Source organism: Acidovorax bellezanensis, assembly GCF_025421555.1.
Taxonomy (GTDB): domain Bacteria; phylum Pseudomonadota; class Gammaproteobacteria; order Burkholderiales; family Burkholderiaceae_C; genus Comamonas; species Comamonas bellezanensis.
In genome coordinates, this window is sequence record NZ_JAODYH010000003.1 from 1 (window position 1) to 17583 (window position 17583).

The window sequence follows — 17583 nt, forward strand, 5'->3', positions numbered from 1 at the left end:
GCGTGACGTCCACACCCAGCTCTTCTGGAGTGACGGTGTCCAGCTGCTTCTTCTTGGCCTTCATGATGTTGGGCAGCGTCACGTAACGCGGCTCGTTCAGGCGCAGATCGGTGGTGATCACGGCGGGCATCGACAGGGCCAGGGTTTCCAGGCCGCCGTCGATTTCGCGCGTCACATTGACTTTGTCGCCAGCGACTTCCACCTTGGAGGCGAACGTGGCTTGGGGCAGCTTGGCCAGCGCGGCCAGCATCTGGCCGGTCTGGTTGGCGTCGTCATCGATGGCCTGCTTGCCCAGGATCACGAGACCGGGTTGTTCCTTGTCAACCAGGGCCTTAAGCAGCTTGGCCACGGCCAGGGGCTGGAGTTCGACGTCGGTCAGCACATGGATGGCGCGGTCGGCGCCGATGGCCATGGCGGTGCGCAGGGTTTCCTGGCACTGGGTCACGCCGCAGGAGACGGCGATGACTTCGGTGACCACGCCCTTTTCCTTGAGGCGCACGGCTTCTTCGACGGCGATTTCGTCAAACGGGTTCATGCTCATCTTGACGTTGGCGATGTCCACGCCTGTGCCGTCGGACTTGACGCGGACCTTGACGTTGTAGTCGACCACGCGTTTGACTGGGACCAGTACCTTCATTGCTGCCGCTCCTTGATTTCTCGATTGAATTGACGTGAACGTAAACCTAAAACATTCTATGCCGCACAGCAGCATTTCCGGAATACCTCAATGGGAGAACCAAGGTTAACGGAAAAAAAGCACGTTCGTTCGATTTTACGCATGACCGATGAAATCAGCACCATTTTTTACAACTGGCACCACGCCCTCGATCGGCGTTTCACTCGGCCATGACAGCCGTTGCTGCGGCACGGCCAACGCCACCTGCGCCGCGCGCAAGCCGGCCAGCACCGCGATATTCACGTCCGAACGCACATTGCCCTGGCCGTTGACCGGGTCGGCGATGTAGTAGGTCAGGCTGAACTGCAGGCCGTAGGCCAGGATTTCCACCAGCAGCACCGATGGCGCCGGCGCCTTGAGCACCCGCGGCTGGGCAGCGGCAGCGGCCAGCAGCAGCGCCCTGACCTGCTCCACATCGCTGTTCAACTCCACCACGATGTCGGTGGTCAGCGAAAAACGCTGATCGAAACGGGTCAGGTTTTCCACGCGCTGGGTGATCAGTGTTTCATTGGGGACGATGGATTCGCGGCCGTTGCTCGCGCGGATCACGGTGAAGCGCGTCTTGATGTCGGTGATACGGCCTTCGAAGCCGTCGACGCGCACGTTGTCGCCGATGCGCAGCGCACGCTCGATCAGCACCAGAAAGCCGCTGACGTAGTTGGAGGCGATTTTCTGCATGCCAAAGCCCAGGCCCACGCCCACCGCGCCGCCCATCACCGACAGTGCCGTCAGGTCGACGCCGACAATGGACAGCGAGACCAGCAGGCCCACGGTGATCAGCACCGTGCGCGTGATGTTCATCGCCACCTTGCGCATCGACAAATCACTCACCACCTGGTTGAGCACGCGCTGCTCGAAGAGCGACGAGGCCCAAAGCACGGCCACCATCATCAAACCCGCCGACAACAGGCCTTCGATCAGCGTCAGCAGGCTCACCGAAGTCTTGCCCAGGGCCAGGTGCAGGCTGTCGAGCTCCTGCATCACGTCCTGCAGCAGGCCCAGGCTGGCCAGCACGGCCACGCCCCAGGCCAGCCAGGAGAACACCTGCTCAAACAGGCGCGCCGCGGTGGAATTCGGGAAGGTCTTGGACAGCACGCGCACGACAAAGCGAATCACCGCCAGGGACAGCAAGAGCGAGCCGGCCATGCGCAGCCAGAACACCTGCTGGTAATGCGCGAGCACGGCCTGGGCGATCCACACCAGCACCAGCGTCAGCAGCGGGAACAGCGCGCCACGCAGCGCCGTCGGCCCCAGCCACACCGAGGTGTCGCTGGCGAAATGCTTGCGCAGCATGCGCGTGATGCCGAAGGCCAGCGCCAGGCACAGCGCCAGCAGCGCCAGCTCCAGCCAGGTACTGGCGTTCTGGAAATCGGCGATCAGTTGCTCAAAGACGGACAGGCCGGTCGTACTCATGCCTGCACCTTCCAGCTGGGCTGGCGCTTTTGCGCAAATGCATTGACGCCTTCCTGCGCGTCAGGGTCCTGCATGTTCACCGCCATGGTCTGGCCGGCGAGCTGGTAGGCCGCTTCCACGCCCAGTTCGCGCTGCTGGTAGACCAGGGCCTTGCCCATGGCCACGGCCACGCGCGGCTTGTCGAGAATGGATTGCACCAGCTGCTCCACGGCCGCATCCAGCGCTTCGGGCGCAGCCACGCGATTGAGCAGGCCCTGGTCCAGCGCCGTGGCCGCATCCATGAAGTCGCCCGTGAGCAGCAGCTCCATGGCTTTCTTGATCGGCAGATTGCGCACCAGGGGCACGCTGGGTGTGGAACAGAACAGGCCGTAGCGGATGCCGCTGGTGGCAAAGCTGGCCGTGCTGCCGGCCACGGCCAGATCGCATTGCGCCACCAGCTGGCAGCCGGCCGCCGTGGCCATGCCCTGCACCTTGGCGATCACCGGCACCGGCAGCTTCTGCAGGCTCAGCATCATCCGGCTGCACTGGGCAAACAGCGCCTGGTGGCTGGCCAGATCGCTGTTCGCCGCCATTTCCTTGAGGTCATGACCGGCGCAAAACGCCTTGCCCTGCGCGGCCAGCACCAGCACCCGCGCGCCAGCATCGGCGGCCACCGTATTGATGGCCGACTGCAAAGCCGCCAGCATGGCGCTGCCCAGGGCGTTGAAGCGCGCCGGGTCATTGAGCGTCAGGGTGACGACGCCGCGCGCATCGCGCTCTACCTGCACCAAGGGGTCAGGGGCGCCGGGGACGGAGGAAGCAACAGCAGTCATGGCTACACCAGGGTCAAGAGGAAAATCGGAACAGGTTCTCAGAGATCGGCCAGCACCCGCAAATGGGCTTCGACGCTGCGGCCCAGCGCGCTCATGGCGTAGCCGCCTTCGAGGCAGGACACGATGCGGCCTTTGGAAAAGCGCCGGGCCAGGTCCTTGATGCGGCTGGTGATCCAGGCATAGTCCTGCTCGTTCATGCCCCACTGACCCATGTCGTCCTCGCGGTGGCCGTCGAAGCCCGCGCTGATGAAAATCATCTCGGGCTTGAAGGCTTCGAGCCGGGGAATCCACATCATCTCCACGATTTCGCGGATGTCCATGCCCTTGGTGTAGGCCGGCAGCGGCACGTTGACCATGTTGGCCGCGGGATGCTGGTCGCCGGAAAACGGAAAGAAGGGGTGCTGGAAAATGCCCACCATCAGCACGCGCGGATCGCCGGCCAGAATGTCTTCCGTGCCGTTGCCGTGGTGCACGTCGAAGTCGACGATGGCCACCCGCTTGAGGTGGTGGTGCTCGAGCGCATGCAGGGCCGCGATCGCCACATTGTTGAAAAAGCAAAAGCCCATGGCCTGGCTGCGCATGGCGTGGTGGCCCGGCGGGCGCACCGAGCAGAACGCGTTTTCGAGTTCGCCCGCCATCACGGCATCGGTGGCCGCAACGGCCGCGCCGGCCGCGTGCAGGGAGGCCGACCAGGTGCTGGCGTTGATGGCGGTGTCGACGTCGATTTGCGCATAGGGCGCGCCGCCGATCAGCAGGCCCTGCTCGATCTGGTCGCAGCGCGCATGCAAGGCCTCCAGGTACTGGCTGTCGTGCGCCCGCGCGATATCGGCCATGGGTGCGCGGGGCGCGTCGCGGCGCTCCAGCGCATCGGCCACGCCGCTGATCAGCAGCCGGTCCTCGATCGCGTCCAGCCGTGCCGGACACTCAGGATGCCCGGGGCCCATCTCGTGTTTCCAGCATTCTTTATGGGTGAAATAGCCCGTCTTGCCCACTGTCATGTCTCCAGGGTCGTTTTTTCGGCTAACGTCGTGCCATGCAAGCACAGCACCACATCCAATCGCTTCTGAATCAGCTTAACACGGTGATTGTGGGCAAAGCCTCCCAGGTCCAGGACTGCGTGGCCTGCCTGCTGGCCGGCGGCCACCTGCTGATCGAAGACGTTCCCGGTGTGGGCAAGACCACACTGGCCCACGCACTGGCCCACAGTTTCGGCCTGCAGTTTTCGCGCGTGCAGTTCACCGCCGACCTGATGCCCAGCGACCTCACGGGCGTGTCCATCTACGACCGCGGGCAGGAGAACTTCCAGTTCCACCCGGGCCCGGTGTTCACCCAGTTGCTGCTGGCCGACGAAATCAACCGCGCCAGCCCCAAGACGCAAAGCGCCCTGCTCGAAGCCATGGAGGAGCAGCAGGTTTCCGTCGAAGGCCGCAGCCACCGCCTGCCTCAGCCGTTTTTCGTCATCGCCACGCAAAACCCGCTGGACCAGTTGGGCACGTTCGCCCTGCCTGAAAGCCAGCTCGACCGCTTTCTGATGCGCATTTCCCTGGGCTACCCCGACCGCGCCGCCGAGCGCGAACTGCTCAAGGGCAACGGGCGGCGCGCCATGCTCGACGCCTTGCGGCCGCTGATCGACACCGCGCAACTGGCCCAGCTGCAAGCCCAGGTGCTGGCGGTCCACGCTTCGGACGCGCTGCTGCACTATGTGCAGGACTTGATCGCGGCCACGCGCTCGGGCCACTGGTTTGTCCAGGGCCTGTCGCCACGCGCCGGCATAGGCCTGCTGCGCGCGGCCAAGGCCCAGGCGCTGATCAGCGGACGCGACTATGTCGCTCCCGACGACGTGCAGGCGGTTCTGGCGCAGACCGTGGCCCACCGCCTGGTGCCCACGGTGCATGCGGGCCGCGGCGCCATCGAACAGGTGCGCGCCATGGCCGAGGCCACGCCCCTGCCATGAAATGGCCGGCAAGCCCGCGCCGGCGGCTGCTGCGCTGGTGGCAGTCGCGCCAGCCGCGCAGCGACGGTTTGCGCCTGACCCAGCGCAATGTCTACATCCTGCCGACCGGCGCCGGCTGGATGCTTGCGCTGACGCTGGCCGTGCTGCTGGTCGCCAGCATCAACTACCAGCTCAACCTGGGCTATCTGCTGACCTTTTTGCTGGCCGGCAGCGCGGCCGCCGGCATGCTCGTGGGCCACGCCAACCTGCGCGGCCTGCAGTTGCAGCTGCAGCCACCCGAGCCGGTGTTTGCGGGCCAGCGCTGCGCGCTGCGCATTCACCTCGACAACCCCGGCCCGCGCGCGCGCCACGGCATCGCGCTGGCCGTGAGCGAAGCGCCGCAATGGGCCTGGACGGATGTGCCGGCCCAGGCCGCTGCCGTGGTGGAGCTGGCCTTTGTGCCCCAACGCCGGGGCTGGCATGCCCTGCCCCTGATCACCGCCGAAACCCGCTTTCCGCTGGGCAGTTTTCGCGCCTGGAGTCTCTTGCGCCCGGCCACGCAGTTGCTGGTCTACCCGCTGGCCGAAGTCACGCCGCCGCCCCTGCCGCCGGCCCAGATCCAGGAAGCAGGCCGCGCGGGCCGCAGCGCGATCGGCGGCGAGGACTTTGACGGCGTGCGGGCCTACCGGCGCGGCGACCCGCTCAAGCAGGTGGTCTGGAAAAAAGCCGCCCAGGCGCTGGCCACGGGCAGCCATGCGCTGGTCAGCCGCGACCGCCCGCAGGCCCAGCCGGGTCTGCTGTGGCTGGACGCCGCGGCCACGGGCCTGGCCGACACCGAAGCCGGCATCTCCCGGCTCACGGCCTGGGTGCTGGCCGCCGACCACCAGGGCCTGCGCTGGGGCCTGCGCCTGCCCGGCGGAGCCCGCCTGGCACCCGACAGCGGCGCCGCCCACCGCCAGCGCTGCCTGGAAGCCCTGGCGCTGTGCGCGCCCGAAGCCACGCCATGACACTGTTCTCACGCCTGGACGCCCTGCCCCGCGAGGCCCGCGACAGCCTGTTCCTGCTGTGCGTCGTGGCCTGGGTGATTGCCCCCCACGCCAGCCACCTGCCCTGGTGGACCACGGCCTTGGCCGCGCTGCTGCTGCTGTGGCGCGGCGCCCTGGCCTGGCATGCCCGGCCCCTGCCCGGGCGCTGGGTGCTGGCCGCGCTGCTCGCGCTGGCCGTGGGCGCGACCTGGCTCACCCACAAGAGCCTGCTGGGGCGCGATCCCGGCGTGACGCTGATCGTGCTGCTGCTGGCGCTCAAGACCCTGGAAATGCGCGCGCGCCGCGACGCGCTGGTGGTGTTTTTTCTCGGCTTCTTCACGCTGCTGAGCCACTTCTTCTACTCGCAGTCGCTGGCGATCGCCGCGGCCATGCTGGTCGCGCTGCTGGGTCTGCTGACGGCGGTGGTGAACGCCCATTTGCCCGTGGGCCGCCCGCCGCTGAGCGATTCGCTGCGCATTGCCGGCAAGCTCGCGCTCTGGGGCGCACCGGTGATGCTGGTGCTGTTTGTGCTGTTTCCGCGCATGGCGCCGCTGTGGGGCACGCCGGGCGATGAGCTGACCGGCCGCAGCGGCCTTTCGGCGGAAATGACGGTGGGCCAGATGGCCCGCCTGGCACTCGACGACAGCGTGGCCCTGCGCGTGCGCTTCGACGGCCAGCCACCGCCGCGCTCGCTGCTGTATTTTCGCGGCCCGGTGCTGTCGGTGTTCGACGGCCGCCAGTGGCGTGAAACGCCGCGCTTTGGCCCCCAGTCCTGGGACAGCATCTCCGAGGTACCCCAGCTGCGCGTGCGCGGCCAGCCCCTCGACTACGAAATCACGCTGGAGCCGCACCGCCGCAACTGGCTGCTGACGCTGGACGCCACGGCCACCGCGCCCGAGCTGTCCGGGCAGCGCGCGCGCATGACGCCCCAGCTGCAATGGCTGAGTCGGCGACCCGTGACCGACATGCTGCGCTACCGCGCGCAAAGCCACCTGGACTTCCAGTACGGGCCGCTGCAGCCCAGCGCCGAACTGGCCGCCTATACCGTGCTGCCCGACGGCTCCGATCCGCGCACCGTGGCGCTGGCCGCCCAGATGCGTACCGAAATGGGCCGTGCCGACAACTTCGCCCTGGTCGAGGCCGCGCTCGCGCGCCTGCGCAGCGGCGGCTACCGCTATACGCTGGAGCCCGGCGTGGTCACCATGAACACCGCCGACGACTTCTGGTTCGACAGCCGGCAAGGCTTTTGCGAGCACATTGCCTCGGCCTTCGTGGTGCTGATGCGCGCGCTGGACATTCCGGCGCGCATCGTCACCGGCTACCAGGGCGGCGAACCCAACCCGGTGGACGGCTACTGGACGGTGCGCAACAGCGACGCCCATGCCTGGGCCGAAGTCTGGCTCGCCGGCAGGGGCTGGGTGCGCGTGGACCCGACCACGGCCGTGGCGCCCGGACGCACGGCCGAACTCCAGCGCCTGGTGGCGCCGCGCAGCACCTTCGGCCAAGCCATGGACAGCGTCATCGCGCCGGGCCTGGTGCAGCAGCTGCGCGCCACCTGGGAAGCCGTGAACAACGGCTGGAACCAGTGGGTGCTGAACTACACGCAAAGCCGCCAATTCGATCTGCTGCGCCAGCTGGGCCTACCCTCCGCGCAGTGGCAGACGCTGCTGCAATGGCTCGCCGGCCTGGCCGCGGCTTGCGCACTGGCGGTCTGCGCCTGGCTGTGGCGCGAGCGCCGCCTGCCGCAAGACGGCTGGCAGCGCCTGCTGGAGCAGGCGCGCCACCGGCTGCAACAGGCCGGCCTCGCGCTGCCCGCCCATGCCCCACCGCGAACGATGGCCTCCTGTGCCAGCGCACAATGGGGGCCGGATGCTGCGGCACTCCATGACTGGTTGCTGCGCCTGGAGCACCAGCGCTACGCCCCTCACCCCGCCCCCGCCCACCAGGCCCAGCGCCTGTCCCAGCTGCGGCGCGACTTCAAAGCCCTGCCCTGGCCAATCCCACGCCGGCCCGAGACCCCATGAAACGACTGCTTTCCACTGCCCTTCTTTGCCTCGCCGCAGGCGCCCTGCCGTCCACCGCAGCGCTGGCCCAGTCCGCCAAGGCACGCCCCGCCGCGGTCCAGGGAACGACACCCTACGCCGAGCGCAGCGATGCCATGCAGCTGGCCGCCGACATCGCCGCGCGCCGCGACCTGCCCCTTGATTGGGTCCAGGCCACACTGGGCCAGGCCCGCTTTCTGCCCCAGGTGCCGCGGCTGATGACGCCAGCGCCCCGGGGCACGGCCAAGAACTGGAACAGCTACCGCAGCCGCTTCATCGACCCGGTGCGCATCCGCGCCGGCGTGCGCTTCTGGCAGACCCATGCCGCGGCCCTGGCCCGCGCCGAGCGCGAGTTCGGCGTGCCTGCGGAAATCATCGTCGGCATCATTGGCGTGGAAACCGTCTACGGCCAGCAAATGGGCAATTTCCGCGTGATCGACGCACTGGCCACGCTGTCCTTCGACTTCCCCCAGGCCCATCCGCGCGCCGCCGCGCGCACCGAATATTTCCGCAGCGAACTCGAGCAGTTCCTGAGCCTCACGCACCGTTCCGATATCGACCCGTTCTCGCTGCGCGGCAGCTACGCCGGCGCCATGGGACTGGGCCAGTTCATGCCTTCGAGCTGGGTTCAATGGGCCGTGGACTTCGACGGCAACGACCACATCGACCTGTTCGCCAGCCCGGTCGACGCCATCGGCTCGGTGGCCAATTACTTCATCGCCCATGGCTGGAAGCCCGGCATGGCCACCCACTACCCGGTCTTGCTCGACACCACGCCGGCGCAGATGGCCGAGCTGCTGGCACCCGACATCCTGCCCACGTTCACGCCTGCGCGCATGGCCGAACTCGGCGCCCGGGTGCCTGGCGCAGGCGCCGCGCACAACGGACCGCTGGCCCTGGTGGAGCTGCAAAACGGTGGCGATGCGCCGCTGTTCATCGCCGGCACCGAAAACTTCTACGCCATCACCCGCTACAACTGGTCGAGCTACTACGCGCTGTCGGTGATCGAACTGGGCCAAGCCGTGCATGCTGCAAGGCAAGCTGCGCGCTGAAAACCGGCGGCGGCATGCGCCTGTTGCACGCGTACGGGTAGGGGCTGCACGCATGATTTCAAGGGATGGGCCACGGAAATAAACATCGCTTTTTTTCCTTGAAATACGGCTTGGGTGCCTGCATTTCTGAGACAAGCGGCCGCCGTGTCGAGCGCCGCAGAGTTGATAGGAGTCACTGTGATGATTTTCACCGCCCCCATGATCCGCCGTTCCGCCCCTGTTTTCCCCGGGGCTGCCGATGAGGCCTTGCAGCGCTTCTTGCACAACACGCTCACCACGCCGCTGCAGCGCATTTCCGAGGCCACGGCCACGGCCAGCGCCGCCTTCAAGGCCACCCAGGACGAGCAGGCCACGACCTTGCAGTTCGATGTGCCCGGCCTGTCGCGTGAACAGCTGCAACTGCGCCTCGAAGACCGGCTGGTGCACCTGTCCAGCGTCGAGGGTGCTCCGCGCCAGGTGCAACGCTCCTGGGAGCTGAGCCACGAAATCGATGCCGCGGCCAGCCACGCCAAGCTGGAAAACGGCGTGCTGACGCTGCGCCTGGCCCGGCGCACGCCGCCGGACAAGGCCGTCACGCTGGCCATCGAGTAAGCGCGACCCCGGCCCCTTGACCGGGGCCGGGTGCAAGCCCGAGGCAGGCCCTAGCCCAGGTATTGCGCGATGTCCACGGCATCCATCTGCTCGGGCTTCATGAATCGGCGCGCGTACTCCAGGTACACGCCCGAAGTCAGAAACAGATCAAACACATCACCATCGATATGCCGATCGCGCTTGAAGCGATTCAGCAGCGCCAGCGACTCCGACAGTGTCTTGGCCGGCTTGTAAGGCCGGTCGCCCGCGGTCAGGGCCTCGAAGATGTCGGCCACCGCCATGATGCGCGCCGGCACGGACAGCTGCGAGCCATCGAGCCGGCGCGGATAGCCCGTGCCGGTCAGCGTTTCATGGTGCGTGCCCGCGTATTCGGGAATGCGCTTGAGGTCCTCAGGCAGGGGCAGTTGCTCCAGCATGACGATGGTCTGGATCACATGCTCGTTGATCTTGAAGCGGTCCTCGGGCGTGAGCGTGCCGCGCTGGACCCTGAGGTTGTGGAGTTCGCCGTAGTGGTACAGCGCCTCGGGCACGTCCATGGCGAAACGGTAACGGTGCTCCTGCAGGTCCATCGGCGGCCGTGGCACCACATGCTCGGGCTTGTCGGCCAGCAGTTGTTCGCGCACCGGCAGTGGCAGGGGCGCAAAACCGGTCAGATGCTCGCGCTCGCCATGCGACAGGCCCAGACGGTCATCAAAATGCCGCCACCAGAACTGCGCCGCGATCTGCTCCAGCCGCTGCACCCGCTCGGGTGCCATGACTTCTCCGCCGATATTGCACTCGGCCACAAACGCAAAATCAGCCTGCAGCTCGGCCACCCGTGCCGCGCAGCGGCTGTACGCCAGCGCCGCGTCCTCTCCGTCCTGCAGCTCCTCGAGACAGGCAATCTGCGCGTCGCGCAACAGCACTTCGAAACGCATGCGCACTTCGTGGATGCGGTTGTAGACCGTCTCCAACTTGGTCGCCTTGTCCATCACATGCTCCGGCGTGGTGACCTTGCCGCAGTCGTGCAGCCAGGTGCCGATATGGAATTCGCGCCACTGCTGCGCGGTGGAGAAATGGAAATCCGCCAGCGGACCGCTGCGGGTCGCACTGGCGGCCTCGGCCAGCATGCGCGCCAGCTCGGGCACCCGTGCGCAGTGGCCGCCGGTATAGGCGCTCTTGGCATCGATGGCACCGGCCAGCAGCTTGAGCAAGGCTTCCATGAAGTCTTCCTGGGCCTGCTCCAGCGCCAGGTTCTCGAAAACGATGCCGGCCTGCGCCGCCAACGATTGCACACCATGCAAGGCGTCCTGGCCGCCACCGCGCCCCGACGGTCCACCGCGGGGGTCCAGCAGCACCAATACGCCATCGAGCTTCTCGTGCCCCACCAGCACCGGCACGGCGAGCAGCGTGTCCGGCGCGGCATGCGGCGTCGGCGCGCGTGCAGGGTCCTGCGCTTGCAGCCACTGCGCGGCTTCGGCCTGATGGCCCAGGTCGATTTCGGGCAACTGCCCTCGCGTGTAGAACCAGGGCAGACGACTGCGTGCCACCGCCGTGCAGGGGTCCACCAAGGCTTTGTCGTCCGGCGCCCCATTGTCCCCGGCGATGCGGGGCGCATCGTCCCAGGCCGTGGCCGGCAGATCGGGATAGCCGCTGTCCGCCACCAGGCGCAGCAGACCGTCGCTTTCGCGGCGCCACAGCTGTGCGCTGTGCGCCCCCACCAGCGCACAGGCGCTGTCCACGCACTGCTGCGCCACCTCGCGCGCAGTGCGGCGCCGGGACAGTTGCTTGCCACTGTCGACCAGACAGGACAGCTGGCGCATGGCCTCGTCCAGCGCCAGCGAATGCTCGCGGATGGCCAGCTTCATGGTGTGCTGGGCCTGGCAGACTTCGTCAAACTCCCGGATCGCCGAATGCTGGGCCTCGTCGCCGGAAAAATCGCCGCGCTGGATACGCTGCGACTGCCGCACCAGCCCGCCAAGCGAGCGCCCCAGCCAGTGCGACAAGGCATAGGCCAGCGGCAATATCAGCAGCAAGCCACCCACGGCCAACCACAACAGCTCGCGCTGCACGGCGCGCAAGGGTGCGACAAACCGGTCGACGGGTGAGAAGGCCGTCACCCACAGCCAGCTGTCCGGCGTGGCATGGACGGCGCTGCGCGCATAGACAAGCTCCCGGCCTTGCACGGTGATGATGCGGCTGGTCTCCTCGCCCACCAGCGTGGCGGTCGCGGCGAAAAATCCATTGGCCGAGCGGGCCAGCTTTTCCATGCGCTCCACCGGCGGCTGTGAGAACGCCGGCTGCGCAAAACGGGCCAGCAACTCGCCCTCCCCGTTGGTCAGCAGCACCCCACCCTCGTGCCCCTGCATGGAGGCATGGGCGAACTGATCGAACTCGGAAAACACCAGGTCCGCCGCCACCACGCCATCCCCCACCGACAGCGCCCGCGCCAGCGACATGCCCTGCTCCTTGGCGCTGGACATGGCATAGGGCGGCGTCAACTGCAAGCCCGTGGACTTCCTGGCCTGCAAAAACCAGGGCCGGCGGCTGGGCGCATAGTCTGTCGGCACGGCGGCGCGCTCTCCCATACGCACGCCGCGGGCATCCAGAAAAATCCAGGACTCCATGGGCTGGCCCCCATGCGCCGCGCTGCGCTCTATGGTGCGCAGCGCGAAATGGCAGCCTGCGGGCGCCCCCACCGTGGCGAGCAGCTGCGGCTGGTTGCGCAGGCCTATGACCTGCAGCATTTCGTCGCTGTCAAAACCGATGTAGAGGCTATAGAGCTGGGTCTGCGCCTGCACGGCCGCCAGCAGCAGCGCCATCAGTTTCGGACGGTCCATACGGCCGGCGCCGTCCACGCCGATCAGCGGCATCGCGGCCAGGAATTGCACGGCATTGCCGGTGGTGGTCAGCACGTCCTGCAGCTTTTGCGCATTGCGCTGGGCCACCTGGCGGAACAAATCCTGGGCCGTCTCGTCGGCGGACGTGCGCAGTCGCACCTGGGTCAAGCCCGCCACCAGGGCCGTCATGGCGATGAGACACAGCGCCATCAGCAACGCCATCAACAGGTGCAGACGAATCCGCGCGCCTTGGAACAAGTGGGTCATGGCATGGACTCCAAGCACAACAGTGCAGTCCGGCCATTCTGTAGAAAATTGCGCCGGCCCCACGGTGTTCTCGTGTGCTTGACCATGTTTCACTATTCGAGTGCCCAGCAAAAAACCCGGCGATTGCCGGGTTTTTTTCAGTGTTGGCGCGCGCTGCGCCTCACTCGTGGCGCAAGGCCTCGATGGGGTCGAGCCGCGCCGCGCGCCGCGCCGGGAAGTAGCCGAAGACCACGCCGATGACCGCGGAGAACACAAAGGACAGCAGGTTCACGCCCACATTGAACACATAGGGCACGCCCATCACGCCGGCCAGCACCATCGAGGCCACGGTCGCCAGCGCAATGCCGACCAGCCCGCCCAGCGCCGCGAGCACCACCGCTTCGATCAGGAACTGCAGCAGCACTTCGCGCTCGAGCGCACCGATGGCCAGGCGCAGGCCGATTTCGCGCGTGCGCTCGGTCACGCTGACCAGCATGATGTTCATGATACCGATGCCGCCGACCAGCAGGCTCACGCCCGCGACCGCGCCCAGCAGCATGGTCAGCACCTTGGTCGTGCCCGACAAGGTGTCGGCCAGCTGCTTGGTGTCGAGGATGTTGAAATTGTCCTCGTCCGACTCAGCCAGCTTGCGCAACTCGCGCAGCAACTGGCGCAGGCTGGCCTTGACCCGTTCGGGCTCGCTGCCGTCTTCCATCGACACCAGCAAGGTGTTGATGCGCTTGGAGCCGGTGATGCGCCGCTGCAGCGTGTTCAGCGGCACCAGCACCATGTCGTCCTGGTCGTTGCCGAAAGCGCCCTGGCCCTTGGATTCGAGCACGCCCACCACTTCGCAGGAAAACGCTTTCACGCGCATTTGCTCGCCCACAGCATCGGCATCGGCAAACAGCTCGCGCCGCACCGTCGCGCCGATGATGCATACCGCCGAGCCCGCGCGGATTTCATCGGCCGTGAACTCCCGGCCGACCGCGAGCTTCCAGTTGCCGGTCTTGAGCCATTCATTGGTGCTGCCGATCACGCTGCTCGACCAGTTGCGCCCACCGGCGACCACCGTGGCCGTGGCGCGCGCTTCGGGCGCCACCGCATAAATGCCGCCGATCTGCTGCGCGACCGCATCGGCGTCGGTGTCCTTGAAGGTCGGCGCGTTGCCGGTGCCCATCATGCGCTGGCCGGGGCGCACTTGCAGCAGATTGGTGCCCAGGCCCGAAATCTGGTTCTGCACGGCCAGCGTCGCGCCATTGCCCAGGGTGACCATGGTGACCACCGCGCTCACGCCGATGACGATGCCCAGGATGGTGAGGAAAGAGCGCAGCAGGTTGCGGCGTATGGAGCGCAACGACAGCAAGATGGTGCTGAAGAACATCAGAGTGCCTCCCCGAACGGCGCGGCCGCCAACGCCTCGCGCGCCAGCATGACCGGCGCGGGATTGGCATGGTCCGAGTCCAGCAGCCCGTCGACAAAGCGCACGATGCGCCGCGCATAGGCCGCCATGTCGGGCTCATGCGTGACCATCAGCACGGTGATGCCCAGCTCGGCATTGAGGCGCCACAGCAGCTCCATGATTTCGCCGCTGCGCTGGCTGTCGAGATTGCCCGTGGGCTCGTCGGCCAGCAGCACCACCGGTTCGGTGACGATGGCACGCGCAATCGCCACGCGCTGCTGCTGCCCGCCCGACAGTTCCGAGGGCGTGTGGTGCTCCCAACCCGTGAGGCCCACGGCCGCCAGCGCCTTCCTGGCCGCGGCATGGCGCTTGGCCGTAGGCTCGCCGCGGTACAGCAGGGGCAGCTCGACGTTTTCCAGCGCCGTCGTACGCGGCAGCAGGTGAAAGCCCTGGAACACAAAGCCGAAGAAGCGCCTGCGCAGCAGCGCGCGTTCGTCGCGCGTGAGCGTCTCCACATGCGCGCCCTTGAACAAATACTCGCCCGTGGTCGGCCGGTCCAGGCAGCCCAGGGTGTTCATGGCCGTGGACTTGCCCGAGCCGCTGGGGCCCATGATGGCCACGAAATCGCCCTGCTCTATGCGCAGGTCCACGCCTTTGAGGGCCTGGAAAGCCAGGCCGCCTTCACCGTAGACCTTGGTGATGTTGCGCAACTCGATCAGCGGCGTCGCGCCGACGGAATCTTCCTGGGCCGCCGTCATTTCACGCTCCCGGAACGCTGGTCGGTGATCACGGCCATGCCGGGCTTGAGCGCTTCGCTGTGCACTTCGGTCATGCGGCCGTCGCTGATGCCGGTGTTCACCTTCACCGCCACGGGCTTGCCGGCTTCGAGCACCCACACATCGCGTGCGGCGTCGTGGTCTTGCGCCGCGTCCGCGCTGCCCGGGCGGCGCTGGCCGCCACCAGGGCGCGGACCGCGCGGCATGGGCATCAGCTGGCCCATGATGCCGCCGCCGCTGCTCACCGCCGCCGGTACGCTTGCCACCGAAGGCGTGAAGCGCAGCGCCGCATTGGGCACCAGCAGCACGTCTTCGCGCTCGGTCGATGTGATGGTCGCCGCGGCCGTCATACCGGGGCGCAGGCTCAGGTCTTCGTTGGTCACGTCCAGCGTGGCGATATAGGTCACCACGTTGTCGGTCTTGGTCGAGCCATAGGCGACGCGCGTCACCTGGGCCGGGTAAAGACGCGAAGGATAAGCGCTCACCGTGAAGGTGGCTTTCTGGCCGGGCTTGACGGTGCCCACATCGGCCTCGTCCACGCTGACTTCCAGGCGCAGCTTGGACAGGTCTTCGGCCAGGGTGAACAGGGTCACGGCCTGCAGCGAAGCCGCCACGGCATTGCCCGGATCCACGGCCCGGGTCAGCACCACGCCGTCGATGGGCGAAGTGATCGACGCCTTGGACAGATTGGTCTCGTCGGTGGACAGCGCGGCGCGCGCATCCTGCACCGCGGCCGCGGCCGCCAGGTCATCGGCGATCGCCCGCTCCAGCGTGGCCCGCCCCGTGTCCAGCTCGGCCGCCGACGGCACCTTGCCGCCCGACAGACGTGCCACCTCTTCCAGCCGGCCCAGATTGGCCCGCGCCTCCTTGGTCGTGGCCTGCGACTGGGCCTGGCGGGCCTGCGCCGAGGCCAGCGAAGCGCGCGAGCGCAGCACCTGGGCGTCGAGCTTGGCCGTGTCCAGTTCGACCAGCACCTGGCCCTTCTTCACCTTGTCATTCACATCCACGCGCACATTGCGCACCGTGCCCGACAGTTCGCTGCCGATATTCACCTGGCGCGTAGGCACCAGCGTGCCGTTGGCCGCGACCGTCAGGCGCAGGTTGCCACGCTTGACTTCCTGGCTCACATACTGCGGCAAGGCCTTGGCCGCCTGCTGGACCTGCCAGTAGGCCAGGCCCGCGCCCACCGCCACCAGCAGGGCCACGCCCACCCAGACCGAAGTACGGCGCCACCAGGGGCGCGCCGCGGTAATGCCCAGCAGCTCGGCCTTGCTGGCGACCGGCGTGGAAGAAGAAGGTGTGGTGCTCATGTTGCGTGATCCGTTCGTCATTCAATTCGTTGCCGGCGCTGCCGCTGCGGCGCCTGCGGTGGCCTCGGCCGGCTGCGGCGTCCAGCCGCCGCCCAGCGCCTTGTACAGGCGCACATGGTCGGCCGTGAGCGTGGCCGTGGCGGTGGCCAGGCTGTCCTGCGAGGAAAGCTGGCTGCGCTGGGTTTCCAGCACGGTCTGGAAATCCACCAGACCGCTGCTGTAGCGCTGCTGCGCCAGCAGCGCGGCGTTCTGCGCCGCTTCCACCGCGGCCTGCAGGCGCTCGCGACGCTGCGCGTCGCCCTGCACCGCGGCCAGCGCGTCTTCCACCTCTTGCAAGGCCGTCAGCACCGTGGACACATAGGCCAGCCGCGCCTGCTCCAGCCCCTCCTGCTGCACGCGCACCTGGGCGCGGGCCGCGCCGCCGTCCAGCAGCGGCACCGAAATGCTCGACAGCAGCGCGCCCACCACCGAGCCGCCCTGGGTCAGCGTGCCCAGCGTCAAGGCGCGCAGGCCCAGCGAGCCGCCGAGGCGAAAGCTGGGATAGCGCGCGGCATCGGCCTGGGACACCCGGGCCAGCGCGGCCGCCACGCGCGTTTCGGCCGCGATCACGTCGGGCCGCTGGCGCAGGGTTTCGGCGGGAATCTGCAGGGCCAGTTCGGTCGGTGCCTGGGGCACGGGGGCCACGGCGGCCAACTGCGCATTGAGCGCGGCCGGGTTCTGGCCCGTGAGCACGGCCAGCGCATGGCGCGACTGGGCCAGGCTGGCTTCCAGCGTCGGCACCTGGGCCGCCGTCTGCTCGACCGCCGCCTTGGCCTGTTCGGTGGCCAGCGACGTGGTCAGTCCGGCCTGCATGCGCCAGTCGGTGATCTGCAGCGTCTCGCGCTGGCTCGCCAGGTTGTTGCGCGCAATCACCAGGCGCTGCTGCTGATTGCGCAAGTCGATATAGGTCAGCGCCACTTCGGCCGCCAGGGACACGCGCGCGCCTTCCAGCGTGGCCTGGGCCGTGCGCACATCAGCGTCGCTGGCCTCCAGGCCGCTGGCGAGCCGGCCGAACACGTCCAGCTCCCAGCTCGCATCCAGACCGGCGGAAAAGCTGTTGCCCGTGGAATTGCCCGAGCGCGAACGCTGGGCCGAGCCCGAGCCGTCCAGCGATGGCGCCAGGCCCGCGGCCGTCACATCGCGCTGGGCACGCGACTGGCGCAGCGCGGCCTGGGTGGCGCGCAGCGAAGGATTGGCTTGCAGCGCCTGCTCGACCAGGGTGCTGAGCTGGGCATCGCCCAATCCCTGCCACCACCGGGCCAGGGACTGCGGGCTGGCATCGGGCACCACCACGCCATGGCTGGACGACCAGGTGCTGGGCACGGCCAGTGCCGGCAAGGCCGCGCCCGGCGGCTGCGTCACGGCGCAACCGGCCAGCGCCAGCGCGACCAACGCCGCGGCCAGCGTCACGACAGGACGGCACGATGCATTGGGGTTCATAGGGGGGACA

Annotated in this window: 14 protein-coding genes; 5 read left to right on the top strand and 9 right to left on the bottom strand. The window is 67.8% G+C overall.

The window, feature by feature from the left end:
- The 4 genes from N0K08_RS03620 to N0K08_RS03635 form a co-directional block, all read right to left on the bottom strand.
- The coding region (locus tag N0K08_RS03620) for an electron transfer flavoprotein subunit beta/FixA family protein (RefSeq protein WP_261498667.1) at positions 1-637 on the bottom strand (637 nt) is incomplete at its 3' end.
- Between the two features lie 135 nt (positions 638-772).
- Positions 773-2074 carry a mechanosensitive ion channel family protein gene (locus N0K08_RS03625; protein ID WP_408642915.1) on the bottom strand — a complete coding sequence of 434 codons (1302 nt, stop codon included), beginning with the start codon at positions 2072-2074 and terminating at the stop codon, positions 773-775.
- Between the two features lie 11 nt (positions 2075-2085).
- Complete coding sequence (locus tag N0K08_RS03630; protein ID WP_261498669.1) at positions 2086-2901, bottom strand: enoyl-CoA hydratase; 816 nt, start codon at positions 2899-2901, stop codon at positions 2086-2088.
- A 38-nt stretch (positions 2902-2939) separates the two neighbouring features.
- Positions 2940-3899 carry a histone deacetylase family protein gene (locus N0K08_RS03635; protein ID WP_261498670.1) on the bottom strand — a complete coding sequence of 320 codons (960 nt, stop codon included), beginning with the start codon at positions 3897-3899 and terminating at the stop codon, positions 2940-2942.
- 35 nt (positions 3900-3934) lie between these two features.
- Here N0K08_RS03635 and N0K08_RS03640 point away from each other — a divergent pair, with 35 nt between their 5' ends.
- From N0K08_RS03640 to N0K08_RS03660, 5 genes are all read left to right on the top strand, one after another.
- Positions 3935-4855 (top strand): AAA family ATPase, encoded by a 921-nt coding sequence (locus N0K08_RS03640; protein WP_261498671.1) that lies wholly within the window; start codon positions 3935-3937, stop codon positions 4853-4855.
- Complete coding sequence (locus N0K08_RS03645) at positions 4852-5841, top strand: DUF58 domain-containing protein (RefSeq protein WP_261498672.1); 990 nt, start codon at positions 4852-4854, stop codon at positions 5839-5841. Before N0K08_RS03640 ends, N0K08_RS03645 begins: the two co-directional genes overlap by 4 nt.
- Positions 5838-7883, top strand: coding sequence for a transglutaminase family protein (locus N0K08_RS03650; RefSeq protein WP_261498673.1), 2046 nt, complete (start codon positions 5838-5840; stop codon positions 7881-7883). Before N0K08_RS03645 ends, N0K08_RS03650 begins: the two co-directional genes overlap by 4 nt.
- Positions 7880-8953 carry a lytic murein transglycosylase B gene (gene mltB / locus N0K08_RS03655; RefSeq protein ID WP_261498674.1) on the top strand — a complete coding sequence of 358 codons (1074 nt, stop codon included), beginning with the start codon at positions 7880-7882 and terminating at the stop codon, positions 8951-8953. The genes N0K08_RS03650 and mltB overlap by 4 nt, the downstream gene beginning before the upstream one ends.
- A 180-nt stretch (positions 8954-9133) precedes the next feature.
- Positions 9134-9544: an Hsp20/alpha crystallin family protein gene (locus tag N0K08_RS03660; protein ID WP_261498675.1), complete on the top strand. Its 411-nt coding sequence runs from the start codon at positions 9134-9136 to the stop codon at positions 9542-9544.
- 50 nt (positions 9545-9594) lie between these two features.
- Here N0K08_RS03660 and N0K08_RS03665 read toward each other — a convergent pair whose 3' ends face one another.
- From N0K08_RS03665 to N0K08_RS03685, 5 genes are all read right to left on the bottom strand, one after another.
- A complete protein-coding gene (locus N0K08_RS03665; RefSeq protein ID WP_261498676.1) occupies positions 9595-12630 on the bottom strand; it encodes an HD domain-containing phosphohydrolase in 3036 nt (1011 codons plus the stop codon).
- 160 nt (positions 12631-12790) lie between these two features.
- Positions 12791-13990, bottom strand: coding sequence for an ABC transporter permease (locus N0K08_RS03670; RefSeq protein ID WP_261498677.1), 1200 nt, complete (start codon positions 13988-13990; stop codon positions 12791-12793).
- Positions 13990-14766: an ABC transporter ATP-binding protein gene (locus N0K08_RS03675; RefSeq protein WP_261498678.1), complete on the bottom strand. Its 777-nt coding sequence runs from the start codon at positions 14764-14766 to the stop codon at positions 13990-13992. Before N0K08_RS03675 ends, N0K08_RS03670 begins: the two co-directional genes overlap by 1 nt.
- The gene (locus tag N0K08_RS03680; RefSeq protein ID WP_408642898.1) at positions 14763-16094 is read right to left on the bottom strand and encodes an efflux RND transporter periplasmic adaptor subunit; all 1332 of its coding nucleotides are present in this window, start codon (positions 16092-16094) and stop codon (positions 14763-14765) included. Before N0K08_RS03680 ends, N0K08_RS03675 begins: the two co-directional genes overlap by 4 nt.
- Before the next feature lie 21 nt (positions 16095-16115).
- Positions 16116-17573, bottom strand: coding sequence for an efflux transporter outer membrane subunit (locus N0K08_RS03685; protein ID WP_261498680.1), 1458 nt, complete (start codon positions 17571-17573; stop codon positions 16116-16118).
- Positions 17574-17583: the final 10 nt, after the last annotated feature.

What these genes read in the sequence shown, in the direction of transcription:
- N0K08_RS03675 (WP_261498678.1), bottom strand. Translation starts at nt 14,766, where the DNA reads ATGACGGCGGCCCAGGAAGATTCCGTCGGCGCGACGCCGCTGATCGAG.
- N0K08_RS03665 (WP_261498676.1), bottom strand. Translation starts at nt 12,630, where the DNA reads ATGACCCACTTGTTCCAAGGCGCGCGGATTCGTCTGCACCTGTTGATG.
- N0K08_RS03645 (WP_261498672.1), top strand. Translation starts at nt 4,852, where the DNA reads ATGAAATGGCCGGCAAGCCCGCGCCGGCGGCTGCTGCGCTGGTGGCAG.
- N0K08_RS03660 (WP_261498675.1), top strand. Translation starts at nt 9,134, where the DNA reads ATGATTTTCACCGCCCCCATGATCCGCCGTTCCGCCCCTGTTTTCCCC.
- N0K08_RS03670 (WP_261498677.1), bottom strand. Translation starts at nt 13,990, where the DNA reads ATGTTCTTCAGCACCATCTTGCTGTCGTTGCGCTCCATACGCCGCAAC.
- mltB (WP_261498674.1), top strand. Translation starts at nt 7,880, where the DNA reads ATGAAACGACTGCTTTCCACTGCCCTTCTTTGCCTCGCCGCAGGCGCC.
- N0K08_RS03650 (WP_261498673.1), top strand. Translation starts at nt 5,838, where the DNA reads ATGACACTGTTCTCACGCCTGGACGCCCTGCCCCGCGAGGCCCGCGAC.
- N0K08_RS03630 (WP_261498669.1), bottom strand. Translation starts at nt 2,901, where the DNA reads ATGACTGCTGTTGCTTCCTCCGTCCCCGGCGCCCCTGACCCCTTGGTG.
- N0K08_RS03680 (WP_408642898.1), bottom strand. Translation starts at nt 16,094, where the DNA reads ATGAGCACCACACCTTCTTCTTCCACGCCGGTCGCCAGCAAGGCCGAG.
- N0K08_RS03685 (WP_261498680.1), bottom strand. Translation starts at nt 17,573, where the DNA reads ATGAACCCCAATGCATCGTGCCGTCCTGTCGTGACGCTGGCCGCGGCG.
- N0K08_RS03640 (WP_261498671.1), top strand. Translation starts at nt 3,935, where the DNA reads ATGCAAGCACAGCACCACATCCAATCGCTTCTGAATCAGCTTAACACG.
- N0K08_RS03635 (WP_261498670.1), bottom strand. Translation starts at nt 3,899, where the DNA reads ATGACAGTGGGCAAGACGGGCTATTTCACCCATAAAGAATGCTGGAAA.